This is a genomic window from Photobacterium frigidiphilum (assembly GCF_003025615.1).
Lineage (GTDB): Bacteria > Pseudomonadota > Gammaproteobacteria > Enterobacterales > Vibrionaceae > Photobacterium > Photobacterium frigidiphilum.
The window spans coordinates 76,897-99,972 of the sequence record NZ_PYMJ01000021.1 but is presented as its reverse complement, the minus strand read 5'-3'; the positions used below and the strand labels follow the sequence as shown (position 1 = coordinate 99,972).

Sequence of the window (23,076 nt, the reverse complement as noted above, 5' to 3'; positions counted from 1 at the left end):
CATCTTGCTTAACAGACCGCCTGCATGCGCTTTACGCCCAGTAATTCCGATTAACGCTCGCACCCTCCGTATTACCGCGGCTGCTGGCACGGAGTTAGCCGGTGCTTCTTCTGTCGCTAACGTCAAGGTATGCAGCTATTAACTACATACCCTTCCTCACGACTGAAAGTACTTTACAACCCGAAGGCCTTCTTCATACACGCGGCATGGCTGCATCAGGGTTTCCCCCATTGTGCAATATTCCCCACTGCTGCCTCCCGTAGGAGTCTGGACCGTGTCTCAGTTCCAGTGTGGCTGATCATCCTCTCAGACCAGCTAGGGATCGTTGCCTTGGTGAGCCTTTACCTCACCAACTAGCTAATCCCACCTGGGCTAATCTTAGCGCGAGAGGCCCGAAGGTCCCCCTCTTTGGTCCGAAGACATTATGCGGTATTAGCTATCGTTTCCAATAGTTATCCCCCACACTAAGGCATATTCCCAGGCATTACTCACCCGTCCGCCGCTCGTCAGCGAATTAGCAAGCTAATTCCTGTTACCGCTCGACTTGCATGTGTTAGGCCTGCCGCCAGCGTTCAATCTGAGCCATGATCAAACTCTTCAATTAAAGTTCTGTTGGCCGCACTTATAAAAGGCGACCGGCTCAATGATTTTTACTGATATTCTTGTTTCATTCTTCTTGCGAAGAAATGAAGCATAAATTGACTGTGTCATCTTGCGATGATTAAGGTCACTCAGTTCATTGATAAATCTTTCGACTTAAAATTTCACGAGTGCCCACACAGATTGCATGGTCAAATTGTTAAAGAACGTTGACTTTCAATGCCTTGGCGTTAAACGCTTCAGCAAGTCAGGAGGCGTATAATACACCTGCAAATCATGAAGTCAAGAAGAAATTCTAATTAGTTAAAACATCTTTTTGACTCTCTTTAATTATCCAATTAATGGAATAGTAAAGATATGAGCTAACTTTGTCTTACATAATTCGGTTTAAAACTCATTTACTTTTACTCGGCTAAAACCTATTTTTGATTCTGCTTCGTGTCAGTGAAGCGGAATTATAGAGACTTCGATCACTCTGACAAGTATTTTTTATAAAAAACACTTTATTTGATGGTTATTTCATCTAATGTGAACATATGGCTTGTAATCTCAACATTAGAGGGTCGTCACATTCACCTTCTAGTAATTACAAGTCAATAAAAGTAATATCATTGTGACTTTGTTGTTAAAATAACCAATGACGCATTCTCTCCTACTAATTATGACGATGTAATTATTATATGAAATCATCTAACCAAACTACGATAACAGTAATTGCGATTACCATTATCGGCTCTTTAATCTTTAGCTTTGTTTCAGTTCCACCAGCGATAGCTTTTGCTGTTGGTGCTGTTATTACTGGTCTAGCAATACGCTTCATGCAAGATTCTAAACCATCTCCTGAGCAACCTATTGATCCATCACAAAGCAGCAAAACGATCTATGTCGGTAACCTTCCTTACCGTGCAAATGAAAGTGATGTGAAAAACCTTTTTTCCGAACATGGTGAAGTGTTTGCTGTACGTTTAATGAAAGATAAGCGCACAGGGAAACGTCGAGGCTTTGGATTTGTTGTAATGAATAGCTCGGATGCTGATACAGCAATTCAGAACTTAAACAATAAAGAATATGGCCAGCGAACTTTAAAAATTCGTGAAGCTAATGATCCTAAAAATCTAGAAGGTGAAGAGGTTGCATAGCATTTAGCTGTATTTTCTCTAAACTACTATTCAGTGCCGCTTCATTATTTGTTGCGGCACTGTTGTATGTAAGGTTTAAATGCTTTTTATGACTTAATGGTAAATCTCCCAATAAACCTTTCACGCGATTTGCTATCGCTTTTCCTGAATCAACAATGACAATTGCTTTATCTAATGCTTGCCTTATTTCATCTTTAATTAAAGGGAAATGTGTACAACCTAGAATGATGCAATCAACGTCTTTTTGCCAAGGCTTAATAATCTCAGCAATTTCATCGATAGAAACGGGCAAACCACGAAGCTTCTCTTCTGCTATTTCAACTAAGCGTGTTGAACCTATCATTCTAACTTCGCAATCATTTGCAAATGATGAAATCAATTCGTGGGTATAAGAACGGTGGATCGTCGCTGGCGTTGCTAATAGCCCAATGACTTTTGTTTGACTAAGGGTTGCTGCAGGTTTTATCGCAGGAACAACACCAACCACTGGAATCGATAAACTTTCCCGTAATGTCGGTAGTACGATCGTGCTTGCTGTATTGCATGCAATAACGACAAGATCAACGTTATGCTGTTCAGCTAATGAACAAACAATATGCTGAGTTCTTTGAAGCAATACATCTTCTTCTAATTCACCATACGGAAATGCAGCATTATCAAAAGCATAAATGTACTGCACTTGCGGTATAAGAGCTTGTAGTTCCTGATATACCGATAAACCACCAACACCAGAATCAAAGATAAGTACCGTTTTCACTATTCACCACGCTTCTTACATATTCACAAAGCACTAATAATACTGCGATACCGTATAAATCCGAACCTTTCTTATCGTATCCACTTATTCTTTGACTAAATGATAACGTTGATAATGAAATCGCCCTTCTCGATCACATTCATCTAACTCTATTTTTAACTCACCATCGAAACATGGCGCTTTTACGACCAACGTATGAAATTCGCCATCCTCACCACAGGGATCGGTATGCATAGGTAAGCTTGAGATAAATTGATGGCTATACCACTCACCGCAAAATTTACCGTCAAGTTGGCTGGTATCGACCGTTACAACTAACGTTTCAATTCCACACTCAATAATTTCTTGGGCTAGTCGTTGACTGTCTTGCCCTAACAAAGGGAAGATACACTCCCAACCTGCAGGCTCTATATAGCTACGGCGGTAATCTGCAATACCATTGCAAAACATATCACCGAATGCGACGGCATCAATATCTAAACCACTATTACGTAACCCATTCACCACTAAAGATTGATAAATATCGTTAGGCGGAAAGACTTCTGGTAATTCTATGGTTACCAAAGGCAGCCCTGCTAATGCCGCTTGTTTTTTTACAACTTCGATTGGTGTTGCTTGAAAAGGTACTTCATCGATAAGGTATGTCGTATATAAGCCAACCACTTTGTAGTTTGGATCATTCAGTAATTTAATAAGGGTCAGTGTTGAATCTTTACCCGATGACCAGCTGACGATAACGCTGATTGGTTTCATTATACCTCCGTTAAAAAAACCACCCGAAGGTGGTTTCTTTTTATTAGCTTAAAATTTATACGTTGCTGTCGCGTAATAACTGCGCTCTTGAACGTTATAAGTCTCTTTCGCTACATAGTCTTTATCGAAGAGGTTCGCAATTCTTCCTCTAACAGATAAATTGTCAGTTACAAAATAACTAGCAGCAACATCTACTAAGGTATAAGCATCTAACTTCTTGGTATTTGCAGCATCGTCATAGCTTGTGCCTTTATAAATAGCACTCACATCCAATTGCCATTGGTCAGCAAGATACGAGACATTCCATTTAGCACTATCTCTCGAACGACGAATAAGCTGTTTATCTAAGCCTTTATCTTTCGCATCCAAGTAATCATAGCTAACATCATGGTAAAGCATACCCGTTGCAAAACCTGCGGTTAACTCAATCCCTTGTATTTCAGCTTCGTCAACATTCATAGGAATCCAATCACCTGATGGATTACTCGCATCTTTGGGAGCCCAAGCAATAAGCTGATCAATCTCTGACTGGTATCCTGTTATGCTCCAATCAAGCAACTGATGAGTGCCAGATAATGAAATTTCATAGTTTTTTGATTCTTCAGGCTTCAAGTTAGGATTACCGGAATCAGGCCAATATAAATCATTAAATGTTGGCGCTTTAAAGCCAGTGCCTGCATTGGCTGATACTTTGAGTTCAGAGGTAATATTATAAGCTGTCGCTAATTGCCAAGTATTGTTCGTACCATAACTATCATTATCATCAGTACGTACACTACCTTCAAACTGCCAATCACTAATACGATAGATAGAGGTTAAGTAGACAGCTGTATTATCACGCTCATCTTCAGCATACTGCATGCCAGTATTTGATACCGAGTCACGATACCACTCAAGGCCCCCACCCAGTTCTAGTCCATCAGTTAATTGGTAATGATTTTGCCAATTAACAACGGTTCGCTCAGTTTTTATCTTGCTACCATTGCTAACATCATTGAAATTGCGGTTCTCATCTTGGTTTTGAGCAACAGTAAATTGGCTATCTAACTTGTTATCCGAGTACCCAGCTTTTGCGGCGATATTAAAAAGAGAGCTTTCACTTTGTGCATTAGGTGCACCATATGAATCATCATAATCACTTTCACCGTCATGATAATAACCTTGTAGACTCAATTTCCAATGATCACCTACATGAGTACCCACCTCTGCCACAACATTGCTATTTTTGAAGCCGTCATCATCTTGTTCGAAAGGTTCTTTTCGGGCAGAAAAGCCATCAGCACCTTCTTTTTTTAAGGCAATTTTCCCCCAACCAGATTCACCCAGACCACCAGCCACCGAACCACCAAGCTGATAAAAACCATCACTACCACCACCAGCAGTCACTTCCGCAACAGATTCTCCCGGTTGATAAGCAGTAATAATATTTAATACACCACCGATTGCATCTGAGCCATAGAGTGCAGCACGAGAACCTCTTATTAATTCAATTCGCTCAATGCCTGTAAGTGGGATCTGGCTAAAATCAGCACTACCTAACGTTGCACTACCAATACGAACACCATTAATCATCACAAGTAAATGACGAGATGTTGTCCCTCGAACATACACTTCTGTTGCTTGGCCATAGCCACCAGAAACGACTTGCACACCCGGTAAACGACGCAATACTTCCGCGATAGACTTTGCTTGAATCGCATCAATTTCTTCTTTGGTGACAACAGAAATAGGAGCAATTACATTTTTAATGGGCTGTTCGAAACGGTTGGCGGTAACTACCATGACATCATTTGATGATTCATCGGCAGCAAAAACTTGGGATGGAAGGCACAACGGCGCCAACGCCACTGCTAAAAGCGTTTTTTTCATTATATGGATACCTTAAGTCGCGTTTAATACTAAGCAACGATTTGCTTCGTACACTGGTCGGTCTTCGGACTTAAGAGCATGATTGGGTAACCACCTAGGCAACAACTTCCCGCTTCATACCGATTGCATTGCGCAATTGTCTGAAACAGTGTTTGGAACTTACGTCCGTGTGCTTTCGTTCTCTATCACCGCTGCGCGTCAGTCACGGAATTTCACCGTATTCCCTAGCCATATTTGGCAAACCAGCGCACTGCGATGCTAGTTATCATTAGCTTTGTTGTCTAGCTTTGTTTGCTCTTTGCTATTATTAATTAGCCAAAACTGCACTTTTATCTCGGACAACACTGGACATCGGTCAGTAATGCAATAAAATCTGCGCTCTTATTTTGAGCAGTTTGAGGCACACTAATGACATCCACGGCACTTAATACCGCTGGTTACCAACAGCAATTGGATGAAAAAGCAGAGCGTATTCAAAACATCTTTGAAGATTTTGAGACACCCGAGCTTGAGGTGTTTGCCTCTCCTGCAGAGCATTACCGCATGCGTGCTGAATTTAGAATGTGGCATGAAGGCGAAGATCTTTACTATGTCATGTTCAATCAAGAGACTCGCGAAAAGTACCGCGTAGATCAATTCCCTGCGGCGAGTCGCTTAATTAACGATTTAATGCCATTGCTAGTAGAAGCGCTAAAGCCAAGCCAAACGCTTCGCCACAAATTATTTCAAGTTGATTTCTTATCAACATTGAGCGGTGAAATCTTAGTGTCACTGTTGTACCACCGTCAATTGGATGAAGAGTGGGAAGTTGAAATTAAGAAACTGAAGCAATGCTTAAATGATGAAGGGTTTAACCTGAACATCATTGGTCGCGCTCGAAAAATGAAAATTGTGGCAGATCGTGATTACGTTATCGAAAAACTCAATGTATTCGATCAAACCTTAACCTATAAGCAAGTTGAGAATAGCTTTACCCAGCCTAATGGTGAAGTCGCACAAAAGATGCTGGAGTGGGCGGTCGATTGCACGCAAGACAGTGAAGGTGACCTGTTAGAGCTATATTGTGGTAACGGTAATTTCTCATTAGCACTGGCTAAGAATTTCGAACGCGTTCTTGCAACAGAGCTAGCTAAACCTTCAGTAGAGTCAGCACAATACAATATTGCGGTTAATAATATTGATAACGTACAGATTGTACGTATGTCTGCTGAAGATTTTACTGATGCAATGGCGGGCAAGCGTGAGTTTCGCCGCCTAAAAGCCCAAAACGTCGATCTACAGAGCTACAATTGCAATACTATCTTCGTTGATCCGCCACGCTCAGGTATGGATGAAGGTACATGTCACATGGTGCAAGGCTATGAACGTATTATGTATATCTCTTGCAACCCTGACACATTAAAAGAAAATCTTGAGATGCTAAGCCAAACACACAAAATTACTCGCTTTGCATTATTTGATCAGTTCCCATATACCCACCATATGGAAGCGGGTGTCTTGTTGGAACGCAAATAAACAATATTTATAATCGACCAAAAGATAAATTATAGATAACAAAAAAGGCGCTGATTAGCGCCTTTTTTATACCTATCTTTCCAGCTTAAGCTTCAGCTGATTTTGCAGGTGTCTTCATAATACCCATCTTATAAGCTACCCAGAATAGTAGGCCTAAAGAAATCATAAGAGGTAAGAAGTTTGATCCCATCTCTGGTAATTGTGCACGTAAGAATGCGGAATACCCGAATGCACCAACAAGGAAGCATGAGAACGCGATCGCAGGGGTACCTTCCGTCATCGGCTTGCTTAAGTACTCTTGGTATAAGCAGTACAATGCCATACCGAATGCAATTACAGGGAAAATCGAAAACGTGACATAGCTTGATGTCAATACAGCCAACGTTGCATTACCGCATAAGCCCGCGAGTAGCGATAGCACCAATGTTTTACGTTCAGCTTTAACTTGCTCTTTTTCCATATCTTTCACCAACAGAAATAAGGTTATAGTTTATGCCTGAGCTCACGACGCTCACGCTCTTTACGGTACCAATAGGCACCTTTTGCAATTGTTCTTAATTGCATGATAAGTTTTTCTTCATGCTCTTCACGAGCCTGAGGATCAAGATCTAGCGCATCTGCACCAGAGCTAAATACCAAGGTGACCGATGCTTCTGCCTGAATATAGGCTTCTTCATTCGTCACACCTGTTTTTGCCTCAAGGTACTCAGTAAGTTCAGCAACAAAGTGTTGAATTTCACGAGCAACTGCGGCACGAAACGCTGCTGATGTTCCTGAGCGTTCACGTAAAAGTAGTCTAAATACGTTTGGACTACTTTCAATAAATTCCATAAATGTTTCAACGGATGTACGAATTACACTGCCTTCTTCGGCAATACGTTGTCTAGCCTGTCTCATTAGTTGACGAAGAATTAAACCACCTTCATCAACCATTGTTAAACCAAGCTCATCCATATCTTTAAAATGACGATAAAAAGACGTCGGAGCAATACCGGCTTCTCTAGCTACCTCACGTAGGCTGAGGCTGGAAAAACTACGGTCTGCACTTAACTGGCTAAACGCAGCATCGATAAGTGAGCGGCGCGTTTTTTCTTTTTGTTGAGCCCTAATCCCCATGAATCTATAGCTTCTCTATGAACTTTTTTGCAACTATACGCTGTTTTATCTATCACTTCAGCGTGAATGGTAATTACACCTGCATCTGAACATACTAAATCCTGATGGACGCTGAATCAAAGCAGTAATTATGAGTTTTAATGTTTCATCACAAATTCATCACGCGATGATTAAAACAATAATCATCATTTTAAAGTAGCGAAATACACATTTTTATCATATTTCGTTAGAACAACGTGATCACTACCCACCTATCGACTACCGCCGATTCTACCACACGCCATAAAAAGTTAAACTATCGCTATGCCAATGTTGCACAGATGATAATGAAGGCCAAATAATGACAAAAAACAAAAAGCCCACTCACTTTGATGCCATTATTATTGGCAGCGGTCCTGGTGGAGAAGGGGCTGCAATGGGGCTAACCAAAGCTGGATTAAATGTCGCGGTAATCGAGAGAGAAAATAGCGTAGGAGGAGGATGTACTCACTGGGGAACCATTCCATCTAAAGCACTCAGACATGCCGTCAGTCGTATTATTGAGTACAATCAAAACCCCCTTTATTGCAAAAACAATTCCAGCCTACACAGTACCTTTAGCCAAATTTTAGGTCACGCTCAAGATGTTGTGAATAAACAAACTCGAATGCGCCAAGGCTTTTACGATCGTAATAAATGTAGCCTCATTTTTGGCGAAGCCAGCTTTATTGATGCTCATACCGTTCGAGTAAAAAATGCCGATAACAGCACCGATTTGTATAGTGCCGATAAATTTGTAATCGCAACAGGCTCACGCCCTTATCATCCTGAAGGCGTTGATTTTGATCATTCTCGTGTCTATGACAGTGATTCAATTCTGCAGCTAGAGCACGACCCTCGCCATATCATCATTTATGGTGCTGGTGTTATTGGTAGCGAATATGCGTCTATTTTTAGAGGGTTAGGCGTAAAAGTCGATCTCATCAATACTCGTCATCGTTTATTAGAATTTTTAGATAACGAGATCTCTGACTCACTGTCTTACCACCTATGGAATAGTGGTGCAATGATACGAAACGGTGAAACATTTGAGAAAATAGAAGGCACTGATGACAGCATTATCCTGCACTTAGAATCAGGCAAGAAAATGCGTGCAGATTGCTTGTTATATGCCAATGGACGTACAGGCAACACCGACAAACTCAATTTAAGCAAGGTAGGCTTAACGCCCGATTCTCGTGGGCAACTTGTCGTTAACCAAAATTACTGTACCGATGTGGATCATGTGTACGCTGTTGGGGATGTCATCGGCTACCCAAGCCTTGCAAGCGCCGCTTATGATCAAGGTCGCTTTGTCGCACAAGCAATAACAACGGGAGAAGCACAAGGTAGCTTGATTGATCATATCCCAACAGGTATCTACACCATTCCTGAAATCAGCTCTGTGGGTAAAACAGAACAGCAACTAACTGCAGACAAAGTACCTTATGAAGTGGGTCGCTCTCAGTTTAAACACCTCGCTCGTGCTCAAATTGCAGGGACAGAAGTGGGAAGCTTGAAGATCCTCTTTCATCGAGAAACCAAAGAGATCTTAGGGATCCACTGCTTTGGTGAGCGTGCGGCTGAGATTATTCATATTGGCCAAGCGATCATGGAGCAAAAAGGAGAAGGTAATACGATCGATTATTTCGTCAATACCACCTTCAACTACCCAACAATGGCAGAGGCTTATCGCGTCGCAGCATTAAACGGCCTAAATCGTTTATTTTAAGGCGAGCTCAAAATACAGCTTAAACAATAAAAACGGAGCCATTTAGCTCCGTTTTTATTTAATTCGAATTTACGAGGGCATGTTGACGCTTACTGGACATCAATCAAGCGATTATCTGGCGTTAGAATATCTGCCCATGGCAAAGATTCATCACCAAGTGTAATGAAATTCGGATTTTCTAACGTATCACGCTCGTTATAAGACAGCGGCTTAAGATGCGTATTCAATATGCGTCCACCAGCCTCTTCAACAATACATTGCGTCGCAGCGGTATCCCACTCACCAGTCGGACCAAGACGTAAATAACAATCGACAGCTCCTTCAGCAACTAAGCAAGCTTTTAATGCCGCAGAGCCAAGTGGTACCAATTCATAGTTCAATGCTGGATCTAGGCGATTAGTAATCGCACTGATATCTTGACGACGGCTAATCGCAACGGCTATCGATTGAGTCGGCAATTCATGCTTATGCGTCGAAATACGAACGGTTTCCCCTTCAGGCGTGATCTTCCATGCCCCTTTTCCGCTATATGCATAATACACAACCCCAGAAACGGGCGCATAGACTACCCCCATAATAGGCTTATTACCTTCAACCAAAGCAATAATCGTCGCAAAATCACCACTACCAGCAATAAACTCTTGCGTACCATCCAATGGGTCAACCAACCAATAGCGATCCCATTTACTACGCTCTTTTAGCGGTACAGTGGCATCTTCTTCAGACAATACTGGAATATTAGGAGTAAGTTCTGTGAGCCGCTCAACGACTAATTTATGAGCAGCTAAGTCAGCACTCGTTACTGGCGTATTATCTTCTTTGATGTATTTTTCAAACTGACCACGTTGGTAAATATCTAAAATAACTTGCCCAGATGCGCGAGCGATATCGACCACCGAGGGAATGAGGTGAGATAATTCCATAACTCACTCCTATTGTGAGAGTTGTTTTAATGCAAGAAAAAGGGCGGTAATACTTCTCGCTTCAGCAAAATCGAGATGATTGATCAACTCTTCCCCTTGGCTAACGGGCCAACGAACAATCTCTAACGGCTCAGGCTCATCACCTTCTAATTGTTCAGGGTATAAATCTTGGGCAAGGAAAAGCGTCATACGGCTAGAAAAATACGAAGGGGCTAATATCACTTCTTTCAATGGTTGTAGCAAATTAGATCCGAAGCCTATTTCTTCTTTCAACTCACGATTCGCCGCTTGCTCGGCGCTTTCACCCGCATCGATTAATCCTTTAGGGAACCCTAGCTCGTAACTATCGGTGCCGGCAGAGTATTCGCGAATAAGTAACAAATCACCATCAGCGGTAACGGGTACGATCAAAACAGCATGACGACCACTAGGCATCATTCGTTCATAGGTTCGTTCTACGCCATTCGAAAAACGAAGATCTAGAGATTCAATTTTAAATAGTCGAGATTGTGCCACAACCTCTGTTGATAATATTTCAGGTTTATTCTTATCAGCAGCCATGCCATATTCCTGTATCACTCTTTCATTCAATTAAAGTTAACCCACCTATTGATTGAAAGTAAACTTAAAATCGTTCCGCTAAAAAAACGGTACCTAGATACGACCTTTATAGTTGATTTTGTACTGCCCTTTCGTATCTGGCGTGCCTAACCATTTTAACTGTTTACCAAGTTGAGGTGGAAATTCGGCCCCAGGCTTAAACCAGCCATCAAGACGATAGTTATAGGTTTTATCTAAAGACGCTTTCCAATTACTCGATACATCCGCTGAAGATTGATCAATTTGTGCCGCTAGTCCCCCTTGTTCACAGCTAAGATCTGCAATCACGGGACCTGGATTAATCGTTCCAAGGGGAGAACTTACATTGCCTGATATCCAAGCAAGTGAGCCATCTAAAACATCACAGTACGGCGCTTGATAACGGTAGTCTCGCAATGTCAGCTCGAGGTTTCCCGTCACTGTCGCTGGAATAGGCGCTCGGGCATATTTCAAAACATTTTGAGCTGGAACTGAAACTAATAAATTTTCAGCAAAAGGTCCGGATGCGCGATAACCAATAACGCCTCGCCCATTAAACCCTAACTCACTGCCTTTACCAAAACGAACGTTAAATGCAGCTTCACCAGACAATAACGCACCTAATTTCATGTTCCATTGTATGCGTCCAAAACGTTGGTTTTGCCACTGCACCTGAGATGCACTGCCTTGCCAAGGCGTGCCACTAACACCTGAAATAGTTAGCCCTTTAACGACAGGGGCCTGTTGCAAAAGCCAAGCTGCAGGAATGTGAGCAACAAGACTACCGATTAATACCGCCCCAAAAGAGACGCCAACTGCTAATTTAAACTTCACTGTTACCCTCGGCCAAGCTGTAAACGGTTCACTTCGACCATACCATTACTCTTCGTTCTTGAGACATCCAGAAACTGGGCTTCAATGCCATATTCTTCGTGTAAAAATGCCAACCAATTCACAAGTGTATTGAACGGTACTGGTTTAACCCATACTTGGACCGACTCATTGCGAGGCTGCATCCGAATTAGCTCAATACGAAAACGGTTTGTCGTTTCATTGATGACTTGATTAAGCCCTTTATTGCTCACCGCCGCACTTGCACCAGATGAGCCTTTTAAACTGGCAATCTGATTCGCTTTATCTTCAACCCAACTCAATAGTTGACGTTCAGATTGAATGCGATTTTGAGCCAGATCGGCACGGTTAGCCAAAGGCTGCCATATACCCCAATAGATTATCGCCAATATTAACGCGGCTGAGCCACCTAACATTAAGCGTTGCTCTCGCTGACTTAAGGCTTTCCACCATGCTTTCATGATTTTCTCCTTAGTACGACAGTACCATTAACCCGCTCACCATCTTTATTCAACTGACCTTGCTCTACGATGAACTGTTCAGCCAGAAGCGTGCGAATTTGTTCAAAATGCTGAAACTCTGTAGAGCTTGCTTGAAGACGTAATTCGCCCCGATTTTCATCGTACTTAACATTTTGAATCGTCATTTGAGGCACTTCACTCAACACGGGCTTTAATTGGACTAACCAAGGTAATAACCCTTGATCGTTCCCTGCGCCTCCTAATCGACTGATGGCATTTTTCATCTGGTTTTTCAGATAACTTTGAGAAGGTATGCGTTTAAATTCAGGTAAAACCTCACGAAATATACGTTCGCTTTCAGCACGGTAAACTTGTGCCTGCTGCTCCATTTTTTGAACTGATACTACATGCTCAATAATGACGGTGGTTAATACCAGCCCTGCTGCAATGGCCACTTTTCGCCAAGGCTTAAGATGTTTACGCCATGCCGATTGAATTTTATAAGAGCCTGATAACAAGTTGGCTTTACTGTTGGCAGCGCCTTCAGCCAGTAGCTGCATCACCAATTCAGGGGCTTCTGGTTTCCATATACCTGGCATGCCATTGGGGGCTGGGCTGTAATTATGAATTACAACGTTTGTCGACTGCTGCAACTCTGTATGAATGGGTTCAACATTCGAGGTATCTGTTTCTGTTTCTGTATCTGTATCTGTATCTGTATCTGTATCTGTAGAGAGTACTATTGGGGCTTTCTGCGCCAATAGCCAACTACCAAGCCATGATGGTTCAGCACAAATACCTTGCGCTTTTGATTGACGCACTAACCATTGTTGCCCCAATTCAACGGCGCTATAACCATCATTGAATAACGGTAAACATAAGCAATCTGGAACCAGCTTAGTGACCTCAATACCAGCATCAGATAATGCTTCTAACCACTGTTGGATGAGCTTATGCTCTACTATGGCAACACTGGCAATGTCTCCTTCGCGATTAAGCAAATGTACATGAAGAGAATCGACATCTTGTGCTAATTCCTCTTCTAATAGATAAGGTAATACCGCCGTAAGTTGACGCCCACTACCAGCAGGAATCGCAACGTCGGTGAGTAATAGTTCACTTGTTGGTGCCAAGGCGATAACTGGACGCTGTGCTGCATACTCTGCAAGTTCACTTAATTGCGTCATATCGGCTAATTGACCCGACGCAATCACTTCTTTTTGCTGTGGCGACCAAACCAGCCATTGCACCGGCTGTGCAGGCCGGCTACTTAGCCTTATTGTCAGAAATTCGCTCACTGATCCCTCCATAACGGCGACGAACAACCGTCACCTCTTTCTCATCACGTTTAAGTAATGCCACTAACCGTATTCTGGCTCGATCAACCAGTACTTCTGTATCTATTTGAAAATAGTTACTGCTTACACCAAGGTGAGTTTTCGCTTTGTCTTTAACATCACCACTAATAGACGCAATAGCCGATTCAGCAGTAAAGTCATCAACACTATCCCAGCCATCAAAACGACGACCAGAAATAATTCGTTCTGCATCTGACAGCGACAAGGCAGGGCTATATAAAGCAGCCAATAATGCAGCTTGTCTTTCCTTTAGTGTATTAACATTCAGCACCATATCGTCGCTCGGCAAGGCGCACAGTAAGTGTTTTACCTTTTCATAAATCGGTGCTGTAACACCGTTTATTGCTCGAAACTCACTGACATCTGCAATCCAATCATTAGGCGGTAAATAAGGCGGACTAAAACCTTCATATGTGCTGTCTTCCGCACCATAAGCAGATTGAACAACATCATCAGTATCAATATATTCCCAACTGGAATCAGCAATTACCTCCGCGTTATAGCTCTCAACACCCACCTCTTCTAGCAACGCTTGTAAATATGCGACTAAGAAAGGTTTTTTGTTTGACCCCGCTTCTTGCTTGACGTTCTTCAGCGCATTAAGGTTAAAGCATGCCTGACGGTCGAGAATATTACCGATGGCTTCGCCTCCTTCTAAAGGATAGCGCTGCCCTTCTGTTGCCCATGCCTGATTCAAATTAATGGTGTCACTATCATCGGTACTTTGCTGAATCGCGACTTTGGCAAGCTCTTCCATTCCTTGGGCATACCAATAGGCTTGCTGATTAAGTACTTGGTTTTCTACACGGTAAAAATTGTGATGTAGCCGCTCAGTCATTTGTGCAGCCAGTAATGTCATCAGCGCTAACAGTAATAATACAACGATTAATGCCACGCCTTGTTGCGATTTCATTCTTGTCGGTGCTGTGATTCGGCTTAAATGATTCATTAAGCTGGATCCTCATTACTTTCAGCACTCAAGGCAGATGTTGGCAGCATATACACACGTTCAATATCACCAAAGTCAGCCAGCGTCATCTTTACCATAATACCTTCTGGTAAAACGGCATCTTTCGACCATTCTTCCGTCCATTTATTGTCACTGTAAAAGCGAAACGACAAGTCGGTTACATCCGACAGTATCTCTCTCACTAAAGGCTCTACGCCAACCACAGTATCGGGATAACGGAACCATACTCGCTCTAATGTATCGTCAATAATACGGTAGCCAACGCGTACATTTTCACCACGGGGAAACATCTGTTGAGGGTTTTGCCAGCCTGCACGCGTAAACGTTATTCCATGACTCGATGAACCTAATAGATACTCACTCGCCAACAACAACTTATCACTGGGCTTTTCACCTTGCGTACGAACTCGACGCGCTACTATCTGACGAAAATCGTTATCCATCATGACAACGGCACGTTGAATCGACTGTAAGCGATCATTGTGTTCTATCGATTGTTGATTACTGAGTTGAACATTATTTAGCACTTGGTAAGCAGATAAGCTCAACATGGCAAAAACAGCAATCGCGACCAGTACTTCTAACAACGTAAAACCTTGCTGCGAAGAATGGAGCCGATGAGAAGAGCAAGGATGATTAATTCGCAACATAAGTTCTTACCGAGACAACGGATTTCTTTCGTTCTGAATCTGTGGCAACCGTGACATCAACAGCACGCAAATACCCATCAGCCGTTTTTGTACTTTTTACCGACCAATACCATTCCTGACCGGCGAGTTTCGATTTACCACGCTTTTCTGTTGTGGGAATTTTTCCCGAAAGCCGTACCGTGGCGAGCGTATTATCGGCCACCATAATGGCAAAGGTTTTTTGCTCTAAATATCCTAAGGTATTCAAATGTTGGCTGACCGCTTTCATCACACTCAGTGCTGCGATAGCAAATATCGCGAGAGCCACCAGCACCTCTAATAACGTCATTCCACGATTTTTCTTCATCGTTTCTTCTCAACATCTAGCTCTTCACCGGGATGAAGAAGGAATAGCTGTCCGAGTTCATCTGCTTGTACATGCCAAAATTGATTTTGCCCATCAATCTCAAAATCTAACGTAAAGGGGGTGTACTCACCGCTTGCCATCACAACAACCTGTGGGGGCTTAATTTTATTTTTATCAGTTTGTTCTGCAAACATGTCTTCATCAAATAATGAACCCGGCTTAAACAGGCGATCTTTGTCTTGCCATGAATAACCTCCGATTTCGACCCTTAGGTTAATGTCTTCACCAACATCGACCTCAGTAAAAAATTTCGATTCTTTTATGGGTTGCCAATCATTGCGGGTTAGCTCAAGAAACTGATAACGATGGCGTTCAATCCGAATACCGTAATCAACGCCATTAAGTAATGCATCCTCGCCCAATAATTGAACGAGCTGATAAAAACGTGCAGCTTCGTCTTTTACCTTGTCGTCTTTGCTCTCTGGCAATGAAATAATCACAGCTACAGCACTGGTTGCTAGCAGTACTAACACCAACATCATTTCAATTAAGGTAAAACCCGCCGCACGTTTATTCATATCATTAAACGCTAGACTTAAAAGTCCAACATGTTCCAGTTGCCAATATCAGTATTATTACCCTCACCGCCTTCTTGACCGTCAGCACCTAAGCTAAAGATATCAATAGGACCATGTTCACCCGGCATCACGTATTGGTACTCGTAGCCCCAAGGATCGTTAGGTAAACGGCGAATGTAGCCACCATCACGGTAATTACGAGGCTCAGGTGACGACGAAGGTTTAGAGACTAATGCTTCTAGACCTTGATCGGTTGTTGGATAAACACTGTTATCCAATTTATACATATCTAACGATTGCTCTAACGCACTGATATCGGTAACGGCTTTTTGTTGATCCGCTTTCTCTTTATTACCTAATAGGTTCGGTACCACTAAACTGGCTAATACGCCAAGAATAACGATAACGACCATAACTTCTAACAGCGTAAAGCCGCGTTGTTTGCGTTGCATGAAAAAACCTCCAAAGGAAAAACTACATACCAACCATATTATTCAATTCAATAATTGGCATTAGCGTGGCAATAACGATAAACATCACAATGCCAGCCATTGCGACAATCAATAATGGTTCAAAAACACCCAGCGCCATATTCACCAAAGATTCAAAATCACGATCTTGGTTATCTGCGGCACGAGTCAACATTTGCTCCAGTTCACCACTTCGTTCACCACTGGCTATCATGTGTAGCATCATAGGTGGGAACAGTTTGGTTTGTTCAAGCGAGATACGCAGGCTAGCACCTTCACGTACTTTTTCTGATGCCTCAATAATTTGCTTATTTACCCATGTATTGGTCATTACATCTGAAGCGACTTTCATCCCATCAAGCAGCGGAATAGCGCTCGATGTACATATTGAAAGAGTACGCGCAAAACGGGATGTATTCAGACCACGAGCAACCTTGCCGATCACCGGAATTTGTAATACCCAGCGATCCCACTTCAATCTAAATGCTGGTTTCTTTAGTGCACTTTTGATCAACGCAATAATCGACATAATCACGATAACCACAACGATGCCCCAATTTTGAACAAAGTTACTGGCTGCTAATAATACTTCGGTAATGGTTGGTAACTTTTGCCCCATCTGGACAAACTGATCAACAATTTTAGGGACAACCGTTGCCAGCAAAAATGCGACAACGGCAACCGCCACCAGCGTTAGCATGGTCGGATAAATCATTGCTTGCTGAAGTTTGCTGCGCATTTTTTGACGATTTTCAGTGTAATCAGCTAGGCGATTTAAGACGGTATCTAAGTGACCCGACTTCTCACCAGCTGCCACCATGGCACGAAAGAGCTGATCAAAAATATGAGGATATTCTGCCATACTGTCTGACAAGGTATACCCTTCAACAACCCGAGAACGTACGGCTAATAGCATATTACGTAATCGTGGCTGTTCGTTTTGTTCACCAACCGCTTTTAAACATTCTTCAAGCGGCATACCCGCTTGAACCAATGTGGCTAATTGGCGTGTGACAAGCGATAACTCATTGGTGCTGATCCCACGACGAAATTGAAATTTAGTACTACTCGCCCCCATCTTTTTGGCTGAACTACGCGTTTCTGTTTGCACAACTTCAACCGGCATCAATCCTTTTTCGCGTAGCTGCTGCCTAACCTGACGAGCATGATCGCCTTCAAGCACACCTTTTTTCTGGCGACCTTTTGCGTCTAGCGCCTTATATTCAAATGCAGCCATTAGCCCTCCTTGGTTACACGCATCACTTCTTCAAGTGTCGTGATACCGCGTTTAACTTTGGCTAGACCGTCGTCTCGAATACTTGGCGTATACTCTCGAATAACTTTCTCAATCGACTGCTCACCCGCTTCAGAGTGGATAAGCTCTTGAACATTATCATCAATCAATAACAGCTCGTGGATACCAGTACGACCACGATAGCCTTTGTTATTACAGTGCTCACAACCTACAGCATGATATAGCGTTAATGGCTCATCGGTACTGATATTAAAGAGTTTCTTCTGCTCGAGATTTGCCTCATAGGGTTCTCGGCACTGAACACATAAAGTACGCACTAAACGTTGAGCCAATACCCCTAACAATGACGATGAAACCAAGAAAGGCTCGATACCCATATCGCGTAATCGAGTAACCGCACCAATCGCGGTATTAGTGTGTAAGGTTGATAACACCATATGACCAGTTAGAGAAGCTTGAACAGCAATCGATGCCGTTTCAAAATCTCGTATTTCACCAATCATAACGACATCAGGATCCTGACGTAAGATGGCCCTCAAACCACGAGCAAACGTCATATCAACTTTAGTATTAACCTGTGTTTGCCCTATCCCATCGATATCAAATTCAATCGGGTCTTCAACGGTAAGAATATTACTTTCTTGGCTATTCAGCTCTTGTAAACCAGCGTACAAGGTAGTGGATTTACCCGAACCTGTCGGACCAGTTACAAGAATAATGCCGTGTGGACGCTGGATAATATGACGGAAAGTTTTATGGTTCTCAGCAGTCATACCCAAGCTATGCAAATCAAGTCGGGTGGCGTTTTTATCAAGCAAACGCAATACAACCCGCTCGCCATGTGATGACGGCATCGTCGATACGCGGACATCTACTGCACGGCCCCCGATTCGCAGCGAAATACGCCCATCTTGAGGAACACGTTTTTCTGCAATATCAAGACGTGCCATGACCTTAATACGCGAAACCAGCAACGGTGCCAATTTACGGCTAGGCTGCAATACTTCACGTAATACACCATCAACACGAAAACGGATTGATAAGGCTTTCTCAAAGGTTTCAATATGGATGTCTGACGCCGCCTCTTTGATAGCTTCTGCTAACATGGCATTAATCAATTTAATGATTGGTGCGTCATCCTCCGATTCCAATAAGTCTTCGGTTTCAGGCAAATCTTCGGCAAGTGAGAAAAAATCATCATCAGCGCCTAAATCTTCCATTAACTGCCGAGCTTCAGATGAACCACGTTGATATGCTTCGGTGAGTTTTAATTCAAACTCTTTACTGGTCAATTCTATTGGCGTAAAGCCACTTCCCACAACACGCCGAACTTCCGCTAAGACGACCGCAGAAAGTTGTCCGCTATAGGATAACGTCCAACCACTTTCACTGGCTTCAAGCACAACACTGTGACGCTTCGCAAATGAAAATGGCAGACGGAACAACGATATTGCCGTGTCTTCCATGCTACCTATATCCATTACTGATTCTCCAGCTGTGCAACAAAGGCACGCACTTCTGGCGGCAGCTCAATATTCTCACCAAACTTAGGCAATACTGGCATTTTAGTATTTGGCATTAAGTTTAAGCCCTGATCCGCTTTATATAATTGCTCTGCGCGAATGTAGTTATATTTACGCTGAGTAATGCCATCGGCAGTCACACCATCGCGAATAATGGTTGGCTTAATGAATACCATTAAGTTCGTTTTTGCAGTAGTCGTGTTGGTCGATTTAAACAAGAAACCCAAGAATGGAATATCACCTAGGATCGGGATTTTAGACTCACTCTCTTTGGTCTCTTCGCTAATCAAACCGCCTAAAGCAATCATCTGTCCATCTTGAACCAACACAGTAGTATTGATCTGACGCTTAGCAAAACGCACATCAACAGCGCCACTCGCGCCTAATACACTTGAGACTTCTTGCTCAATTTTAAGCTGAACAGAGTCACCTTCATTAATCTGCGGGGTGACATTTAGCTTGATACCGACTTCTTTACGTTCCACCGTTTGGAAGGGATTATCATTAGTTGAGCTTGAAGTCGAACCTGTTACCACTGGCACTTCTTCACCGACAATAAACGATGCTTCACCGTTATCCATCACCGTAATACTTGGTGATGACAGTATGTTCGAGTTACTGTCTGTTGCGACAGCATTCACCAACATCGTCCAGTCACCCAGCACGATACCCATTGCTGCACCGTTAACGCCGCCAAGCACACTTGCTAACGTAGAGAAATCACCTTGAGTTGATTCATTAACCGTCACATTACTGTTAACGTCAGTTACTGTAGATCCTGGTACATCTTGCGCTTCTTGCAAACCAATTGCGTATTGAGATATGGGTACACCCGAGTTACCAAATTGAATAACGCCACCATCTTCTGAACCATACTGCACCCCGAAATTGATGCCATCGCCTTCAGACAATTCAACAATCATGGCTTCAATCAGTACCTGCGCACGGCGAATATCTAGCTGAGCAATAATACTTTCTAATGCACGCATAATATCTGGCGGCGCGGTCACGATAAGGGAATTTGTTCCAGTATGGGAAGAAATCATAACGGCGCCCTTACTGCTTCCAACTGGGGTCTTACTTCCGCCTTGTTTTTCAGCTTGGAGGTTATCAGATACACCTTTGAGTACATCGACCATATCTTCAGCATTGGCATACTTCAGATAAATAACCCGATTATTACCAGACGTCGCCATCTCTCTATCCAGCTGATTAATCAGCTTTTTAAGGCGTTTCCTTACCTGAGGGTCACCCGATAACAGCACGGCATTGGTACGCTCATCAGCAACCACTTTAGGCTGTAAAAAACCTGGCGTTGTTTTAGCACTGGCACTTTTATTTAACGCATCAACAATGCGCACCATTTCAGCGGCAGAGGCATTACGCAACTCAACAACATCCACTTCTTTATCACCAGCACGATCAACACGTTCAATGATTTCAGCCAAACGGTTCACCACCGCAGCACGCCCCGTAATCATAATGATATTCGCCGGGTCGTAATGCACAACGTTACCTGCGCCCGCATTATCATTCAATTGACGCAGCAACGGCGAGAGTTCACGCACCGACACATTACGAACGGCAATAACACGGGTGACGACTTCATCACCAGAGACTTTATCGTTACCATCTATCACTGGTATCGCAGATGTTTTGGCATCTTTATCACGAATTACTTTTAGTACGCCGTTATCCATTTCAACAACAGCAAAGCCATACACTTCTAAAACATTTAAAAAGAATTGATAATATTGTTCGTCATTTAAAAGGTCATAGCTACGTACATTGACTTGACCGCGCACCGCAGGGTCGACAATGATCGTTTTTTGTAGATTTCGCCCTACAATATTAATGAATTCTTGAATATCAGTTCCTTTAAAACTGGCACTAAATTCACTGGCCATCACTGAGCTACATAGCAAACTACCTGCTAAAAACAGGGCGCTTTTACTCATCCATTTTTTCACAAAAAACTCCTGCGCTTAATCGCGTGTTCCGCTGTTGAAACACTATTGCAATTCAATATAAATATCGTGTAATTGACCTTCTCGCTCTACCGTTAATGTAAAGTCGGTCGCTTCAGATAACTCGGTCCATAATTTTGCCATTACCGTAGGGTCTGTTAAGTCATTACCATTTAAACTAACCGCTAAATCATTAGCCTTTAGACCAACAGCATCAAATAACACCCTATCTTTACCGGGATTAACACGATACCCCACAAGCTCATTATCCCTTTTCACCTGAGACAGGCGAATATAAGTAAAGAGGTTTTGGGGCTTCTCAAGAATATCCTTTTTAATTTGATCTAATTCTGATGAAGGCGCAGCCTTTACCGATTCAACGGGTTTCGATTTGCTTCGAGCTGGCTGCTGAGATTGTGATTGACCAAACTTAACGCCATCCAGCATCAATGTTTCATCACGACCGCTATTTCGAATAATAACGCGATCAACATACACTGCCTGTAATGTTGCACGAGTGCCATCAATCGCTTCATTTAAACCATAGGTATTTTGCTTACCACGGTTAGTGATTACCGCTAACGTCGTTTCAGCGCGATTACTCGCCACCACGCCCACTAACGTTAAATTCAAACTGGTTTGTGGCGCATCTTGTTTAACGGGTTGTTGCTTAATGACAGGGGCGTTTTGTTGATATTGACCAAATAAGTTCATTGCTAGCACATCGGAGACTTGAAATGATGATGTGTTACCCCCTGACACTGAAGCCACTTTCATTTGCCAAGGTGCTAGATTGTCTACAGGTTGAATGAATGACCATATCAATCGTCCTAATATCCATGCCAGCATCACGATTAATAACCATGTCGTTATTTGTGTTAATGTTTTCGCTGACAATGGGCGCTTTGTATAAAGCGTTTCTAACCACTTTGTTGCAACCATTCTTAAGTCCATTTTACTAAAAGCTGTACATAAGCCTGACCTGATAGGATACCTGTTCAGCTCGCATTAAGGCAGAGCTGCATTAATAAAATCATGAAATATATCCACCGAGATCACGAAAAAAAAGTAATAACGATCAATAGACTAACTGTAGCAGAGAATTAATTGTCTATTTAACATTGAAATATCCCGTCAATATCTCCATTTACTAAACTTAATATGCTATTTTTAGCGCCCTTTTTGGGGCAAGGAGCTCGTTGTGAGTCATAAATCATCAAACTCAGACCCTCTTCAAGTGCGTCTTGATAAATGGTTATGGGCTGCACGGTTTTACAAAACACGCTCAATCGCTCGTAACATGATCGATGGCGGAAAAGTGCATTACAACGGTCAACGCTCTAAACCCAGCAAAATCGTTGAAGTGGGTGCAGAGGTTCGTATAAGGCAGGGCAACGAAGAAAAAACCATTACGATTGAGAAATTATCAGCCGTTCGTCGTGGTGCCCCAGAAGCACAAACCTTATACGAAGAAACCACCGAAAGTTTAAAGCTGCGGAATCAGAATGCTGAAATGCGCAAGCTAAATGCTTTTGGTAGCCCTAGCCCTGAAAAACGTCCAGATAAAAAGCAACGACGCGATATCATTAAATTCAAGAACATCAATGAGTAATCTATTAGGTCTCTATTACAGTAAAAGTTTCAT

The 23,076-nt window shown here is 42.6% G+C and carries 23 protein-coding genes, 1 rRNA gene and 1 riboswitch; of the genes, 4 read left to right on the top strand and 20 right to left on the bottom strand.

What is annotated here, in order from left to right; translation table 11 throughout:
* A 16S ribosomal RNA gene (locus C9J12_RS18760) occupies positions 1–604 on the bottom strand; the annotation flags it as partial.
* 676 nt (positions 605–1,280) lie between these two features.
* Here C9J12_RS18760 and C9J12_RS18755 point away from each other — a divergent pair.
* Positions 1,281–1,739: an RNA recognition motif domain-containing protein gene (locus C9J12_RS18755; protein ID WP_011219973.1), complete on the top strand. Its 459-nt coding sequence runs from the start codon at positions 1,281–1,283 to the stop codon at positions 1,737–1,739.
* Here C9J12_RS18755 and murI read toward each other — a convergent pair.
* The 3 genes from murI to C9J12_RS18740 form a co-directional block, all read right to left on the bottom strand.
* Complete coding sequence (gene murI / locus C9J12_RS18750; RefSeq protein WP_227876407.1) at positions 1,708–2,496, bottom strand: glutamate racemase; 789 nt, start codon at positions 2,494–2,496, stop codon at positions 1,708–1,710. The genes C9J12_RS18755 and murI overlap by 32 nt on opposite strands.
* 84 nt (positions 2,497–2,580) lie before the next feature.
* On the bottom strand, positions 2,581–3,249 hold the full coding sequence (locus C9J12_RS18745) for a Dph6-related ATP pyrophosphatase (RefSeq protein WP_107244099.1): 669 nt from the start codon (positions 3,247–3,249) through the stop codon (positions 2,581–2,583).
* 48 nt (positions 3,250–3,297) lie between these two features.
* A complete protein-coding gene (locus tag C9J12_RS18740; protein ID WP_107244098.1) occupies positions 3,298–5,118 on the bottom strand; it encodes a TonB-dependent receptor domain-containing protein in 1,821 nt (606 codons plus the stop codon).
* Positions 5,119–5,156: 38 nt separating this feature from the next.
* Positions 5,157–5,380: riboswitch (cobalamin riboswitch) on the bottom strand.
* A 146-nt stretch (positions 5,381–5,526) separates the two neighbouring features.
* Between C9J12_RS18740 and trmA the strand changes: the two genes are divergently transcribed.
* Positions 5,527–6,633, top strand: coding sequence for a tRNA (uridine(54)-C5)-methyltransferase TrmA (trmA, locus tag C9J12_RS18735; protein ID WP_107244097.1), 1,107 nt, complete (start codon positions 5,527–5,529; stop codon positions 6,631–6,633).
* An 85-nt stretch (positions 6,634–6,718) separates the two neighbouring features.
* On the opposite strand, the gene C9J12_RS18730 is transcribed toward trmA, so the two are convergent.
* On the bottom strand, positions 6,719–7,093 hold the full coding sequence (locus tag C9J12_RS18730) for a YijD family membrane protein (RefSeq protein WP_107244096.1): 375 nt from the start codon (positions 7,091–7,093) through the stop codon (positions 6,719–6,721).
* A gap of 23 nt (positions 7,094–7,116) precedes the next feature.
* Positions 7,117–7,749: an HTH-type transcriptional repressor FabR gene (gene fabR / locus C9J12_RS18725; protein ID WP_107244095.1), complete on the bottom strand. Its 633-nt coding sequence runs from the start codon at positions 7,747–7,749 to the stop codon at positions 7,117–7,119.
* Positions 7,750–8,089: 340 nt separating this feature from the next.
* On the opposite strand from fabR, the gene sthA reads away from it, so the two are divergent.
* On the top strand, positions 8,090–9,499 hold the full coding sequence (gene sthA, locus C9J12_RS18720; protein ID WP_107244094.1) for a Si-specific NAD(P)(+) transhydrogenase: 1,410 nt from the start codon (positions 8,090–8,092) through the stop codon (positions 9,497–9,499).
* 89 nt (positions 9,500–9,588) lie between these two features.
* Here sthA and cysQ read toward each other — a convergent pair whose 3' ends face one another.
* From cysQ to gspC, 14 genes are all read right to left on the bottom strand, one after another.
* Positions 9,589–10,422 carry a 3'(2'),5'-bisphosphate nucleotidase CysQ gene (gene cysQ / locus C9J12_RS18715; RefSeq protein ID WP_107244093.1) on the bottom strand — a complete coding sequence of 278 codons (834 nt, stop codon included), beginning with the start codon at positions 10,420–10,422 and terminating at the stop codon, positions 9,589–9,591.
* A 9-nt stretch (positions 10,423–10,431) separates the two neighbouring features.
* Positions 10,432–10,983: an ADP compounds hydrolase NudE gene (gene nudE / locus C9J12_RS18710; protein WP_107244092.1), complete on the bottom strand. Its 552-nt coding sequence runs from the start codon at positions 10,981–10,983 to the stop codon at positions 10,432–10,434.
* Positions 10,984–11,076: 93 nt separating this feature from the next.
* Positions 11,077–11,835: a type II secretion system protein N gene (locus C9J12_RS18705; RefSeq protein WP_107244091.1), complete on the bottom strand. Its 759-nt coding sequence runs from the start codon at positions 11,833–11,835 to the stop codon at positions 11,077–11,079.
* A 2-nt stretch (positions 11,836–11,837) separates the two neighbouring features.
* Positions 11,838–12,314 carry a type II secretion system protein M gene (locus C9J12_RS18700; protein ID WP_107244090.1) on the bottom strand — a complete coding sequence of 159 codons (477 nt, stop codon included), beginning with the start codon at positions 12,312–12,314 and terminating at the stop codon, positions 11,838–11,840.
* The gene (gene gspL / locus C9J12_RS18695; RefSeq protein WP_227876406.1) at positions 12,311–13,612 is read right to left on the bottom strand and encodes a type II secretion system protein GspL; all 1,302 of its coding nucleotides are present in this window, start codon (positions 13,610–13,612) and stop codon (positions 12,311–12,313) included. The genes C9J12_RS18700 and gspL overlap by 4 nt, the downstream gene beginning before the upstream one ends.
* On the bottom strand, positions 13,581–14,621 hold the full coding sequence (gspK, locus tag C9J12_RS18690) for a type II secretion system minor pseudopilin GspK (protein WP_227876405.1): 1,041 nt from the start codon (positions 14,619–14,621) through the stop codon (positions 13,581–13,583). Before gspK ends, gspL begins: the two co-directional genes overlap by 32 nt.
* On the bottom strand, positions 14,621–15,292 hold the full coding sequence (gene gspJ, locus C9J12_RS18685) for a type II secretion system minor pseudopilin GspJ (protein WP_107244088.1): 672 nt from the start codon (positions 15,290–15,292) through the stop codon (positions 14,621–14,623). The genes gspK and gspJ overlap by 1 nt, the downstream gene beginning before the upstream one ends.
* Positions 15,279–15,638 carry a type II secretion system minor pseudopilin GspI gene (gene gspI, locus C9J12_RS18680; protein WP_107244087.1) on the bottom strand — a complete coding sequence of 120 codons (360 nt, stop codon included), beginning with the start codon at positions 15,636–15,638 and terminating at the stop codon, positions 15,279–15,281. Before gspI ends, gspJ begins: the two co-directional genes overlap by 14 nt.
* Entirely contained in the window at positions 15,635–16,216 is a 582-nt protein-coding gene (gene gspH / locus C9J12_RS18675; RefSeq protein WP_107244086.1) for a type II secretion system minor pseudopilin GspH, read from the bottom strand. Before gspH ends, gspI begins: the two co-directional genes overlap by 4 nt.
* 17 nt (positions 16,217–16,233) lie before the next feature.
* A complete protein-coding gene (gspG, locus tag C9J12_RS18670) occupies positions 16,234–16,668 on the bottom strand; it encodes a type II secretion system major pseudopilin GspG (RefSeq protein WP_107244085.1) in 435 nt (144 codons plus the stop codon).
* Between the two features lie 22 nt (positions 16,669–16,690).
* Positions 16,691–17,923 carry a type II secretion system inner membrane protein GspF gene (gene gspF, locus C9J12_RS18665; RefSeq protein ID WP_107244084.1) on the bottom strand — a complete coding sequence of 411 codons (1,233 nt, stop codon included), beginning with the start codon at positions 17,921–17,923 and terminating at the stop codon, positions 16,691–16,693.
* Positions 17,923–19,407 (bottom strand): type II secretion system ATPase GspE, encoded by a 1,485-nt coding sequence (gene gspE, locus C9J12_RS18660; protein ID WP_107244103.1) that lies wholly within the window; start codon positions 19,405–19,407, stop codon positions 17,923–17,925. The genes gspF and gspE overlap by 1 nt, the downstream gene beginning before the upstream one ends.
* A 14-nt stretch (positions 19,408–19,421) precedes the next feature.
* Entirely contained in the window at positions 19,422–21,434 is a 2,013-nt protein-coding gene (gene gspD / locus C9J12_RS18655) for a type II secretion system secretin GspD (RefSeq protein ID WP_107244083.1), read from the bottom strand.
* 42 nt (positions 21,435–21,476) lie between these two features.
* The gene (gene gspC / locus C9J12_RS18650; protein ID WP_107244082.1) at positions 21,477–22,373 is read right to left on the bottom strand and encodes a type II secretion system protein GspC; all 897 of its coding nucleotides are present in this window, start codon (positions 22,371–22,373) and stop codon (positions 21,477–21,479) included.
* Between the two features lie 259 nt (positions 22,374–22,632).
* Here gspC and hslR point away from each other — a divergent pair, with 259 nt between their 5' ends.
* On the top strand, positions 22,633–23,043 hold the full coding sequence (gene hslR / locus C9J12_RS18645) for a ribosome-associated heat shock protein Hsp15 (RefSeq protein ID WP_107244081.1): 411 nt from the start codon (positions 22,633–22,635) through the stop codon (positions 23,041–23,043).
* Positions 23,044–23,076: the final 33 nt, after the last annotated feature.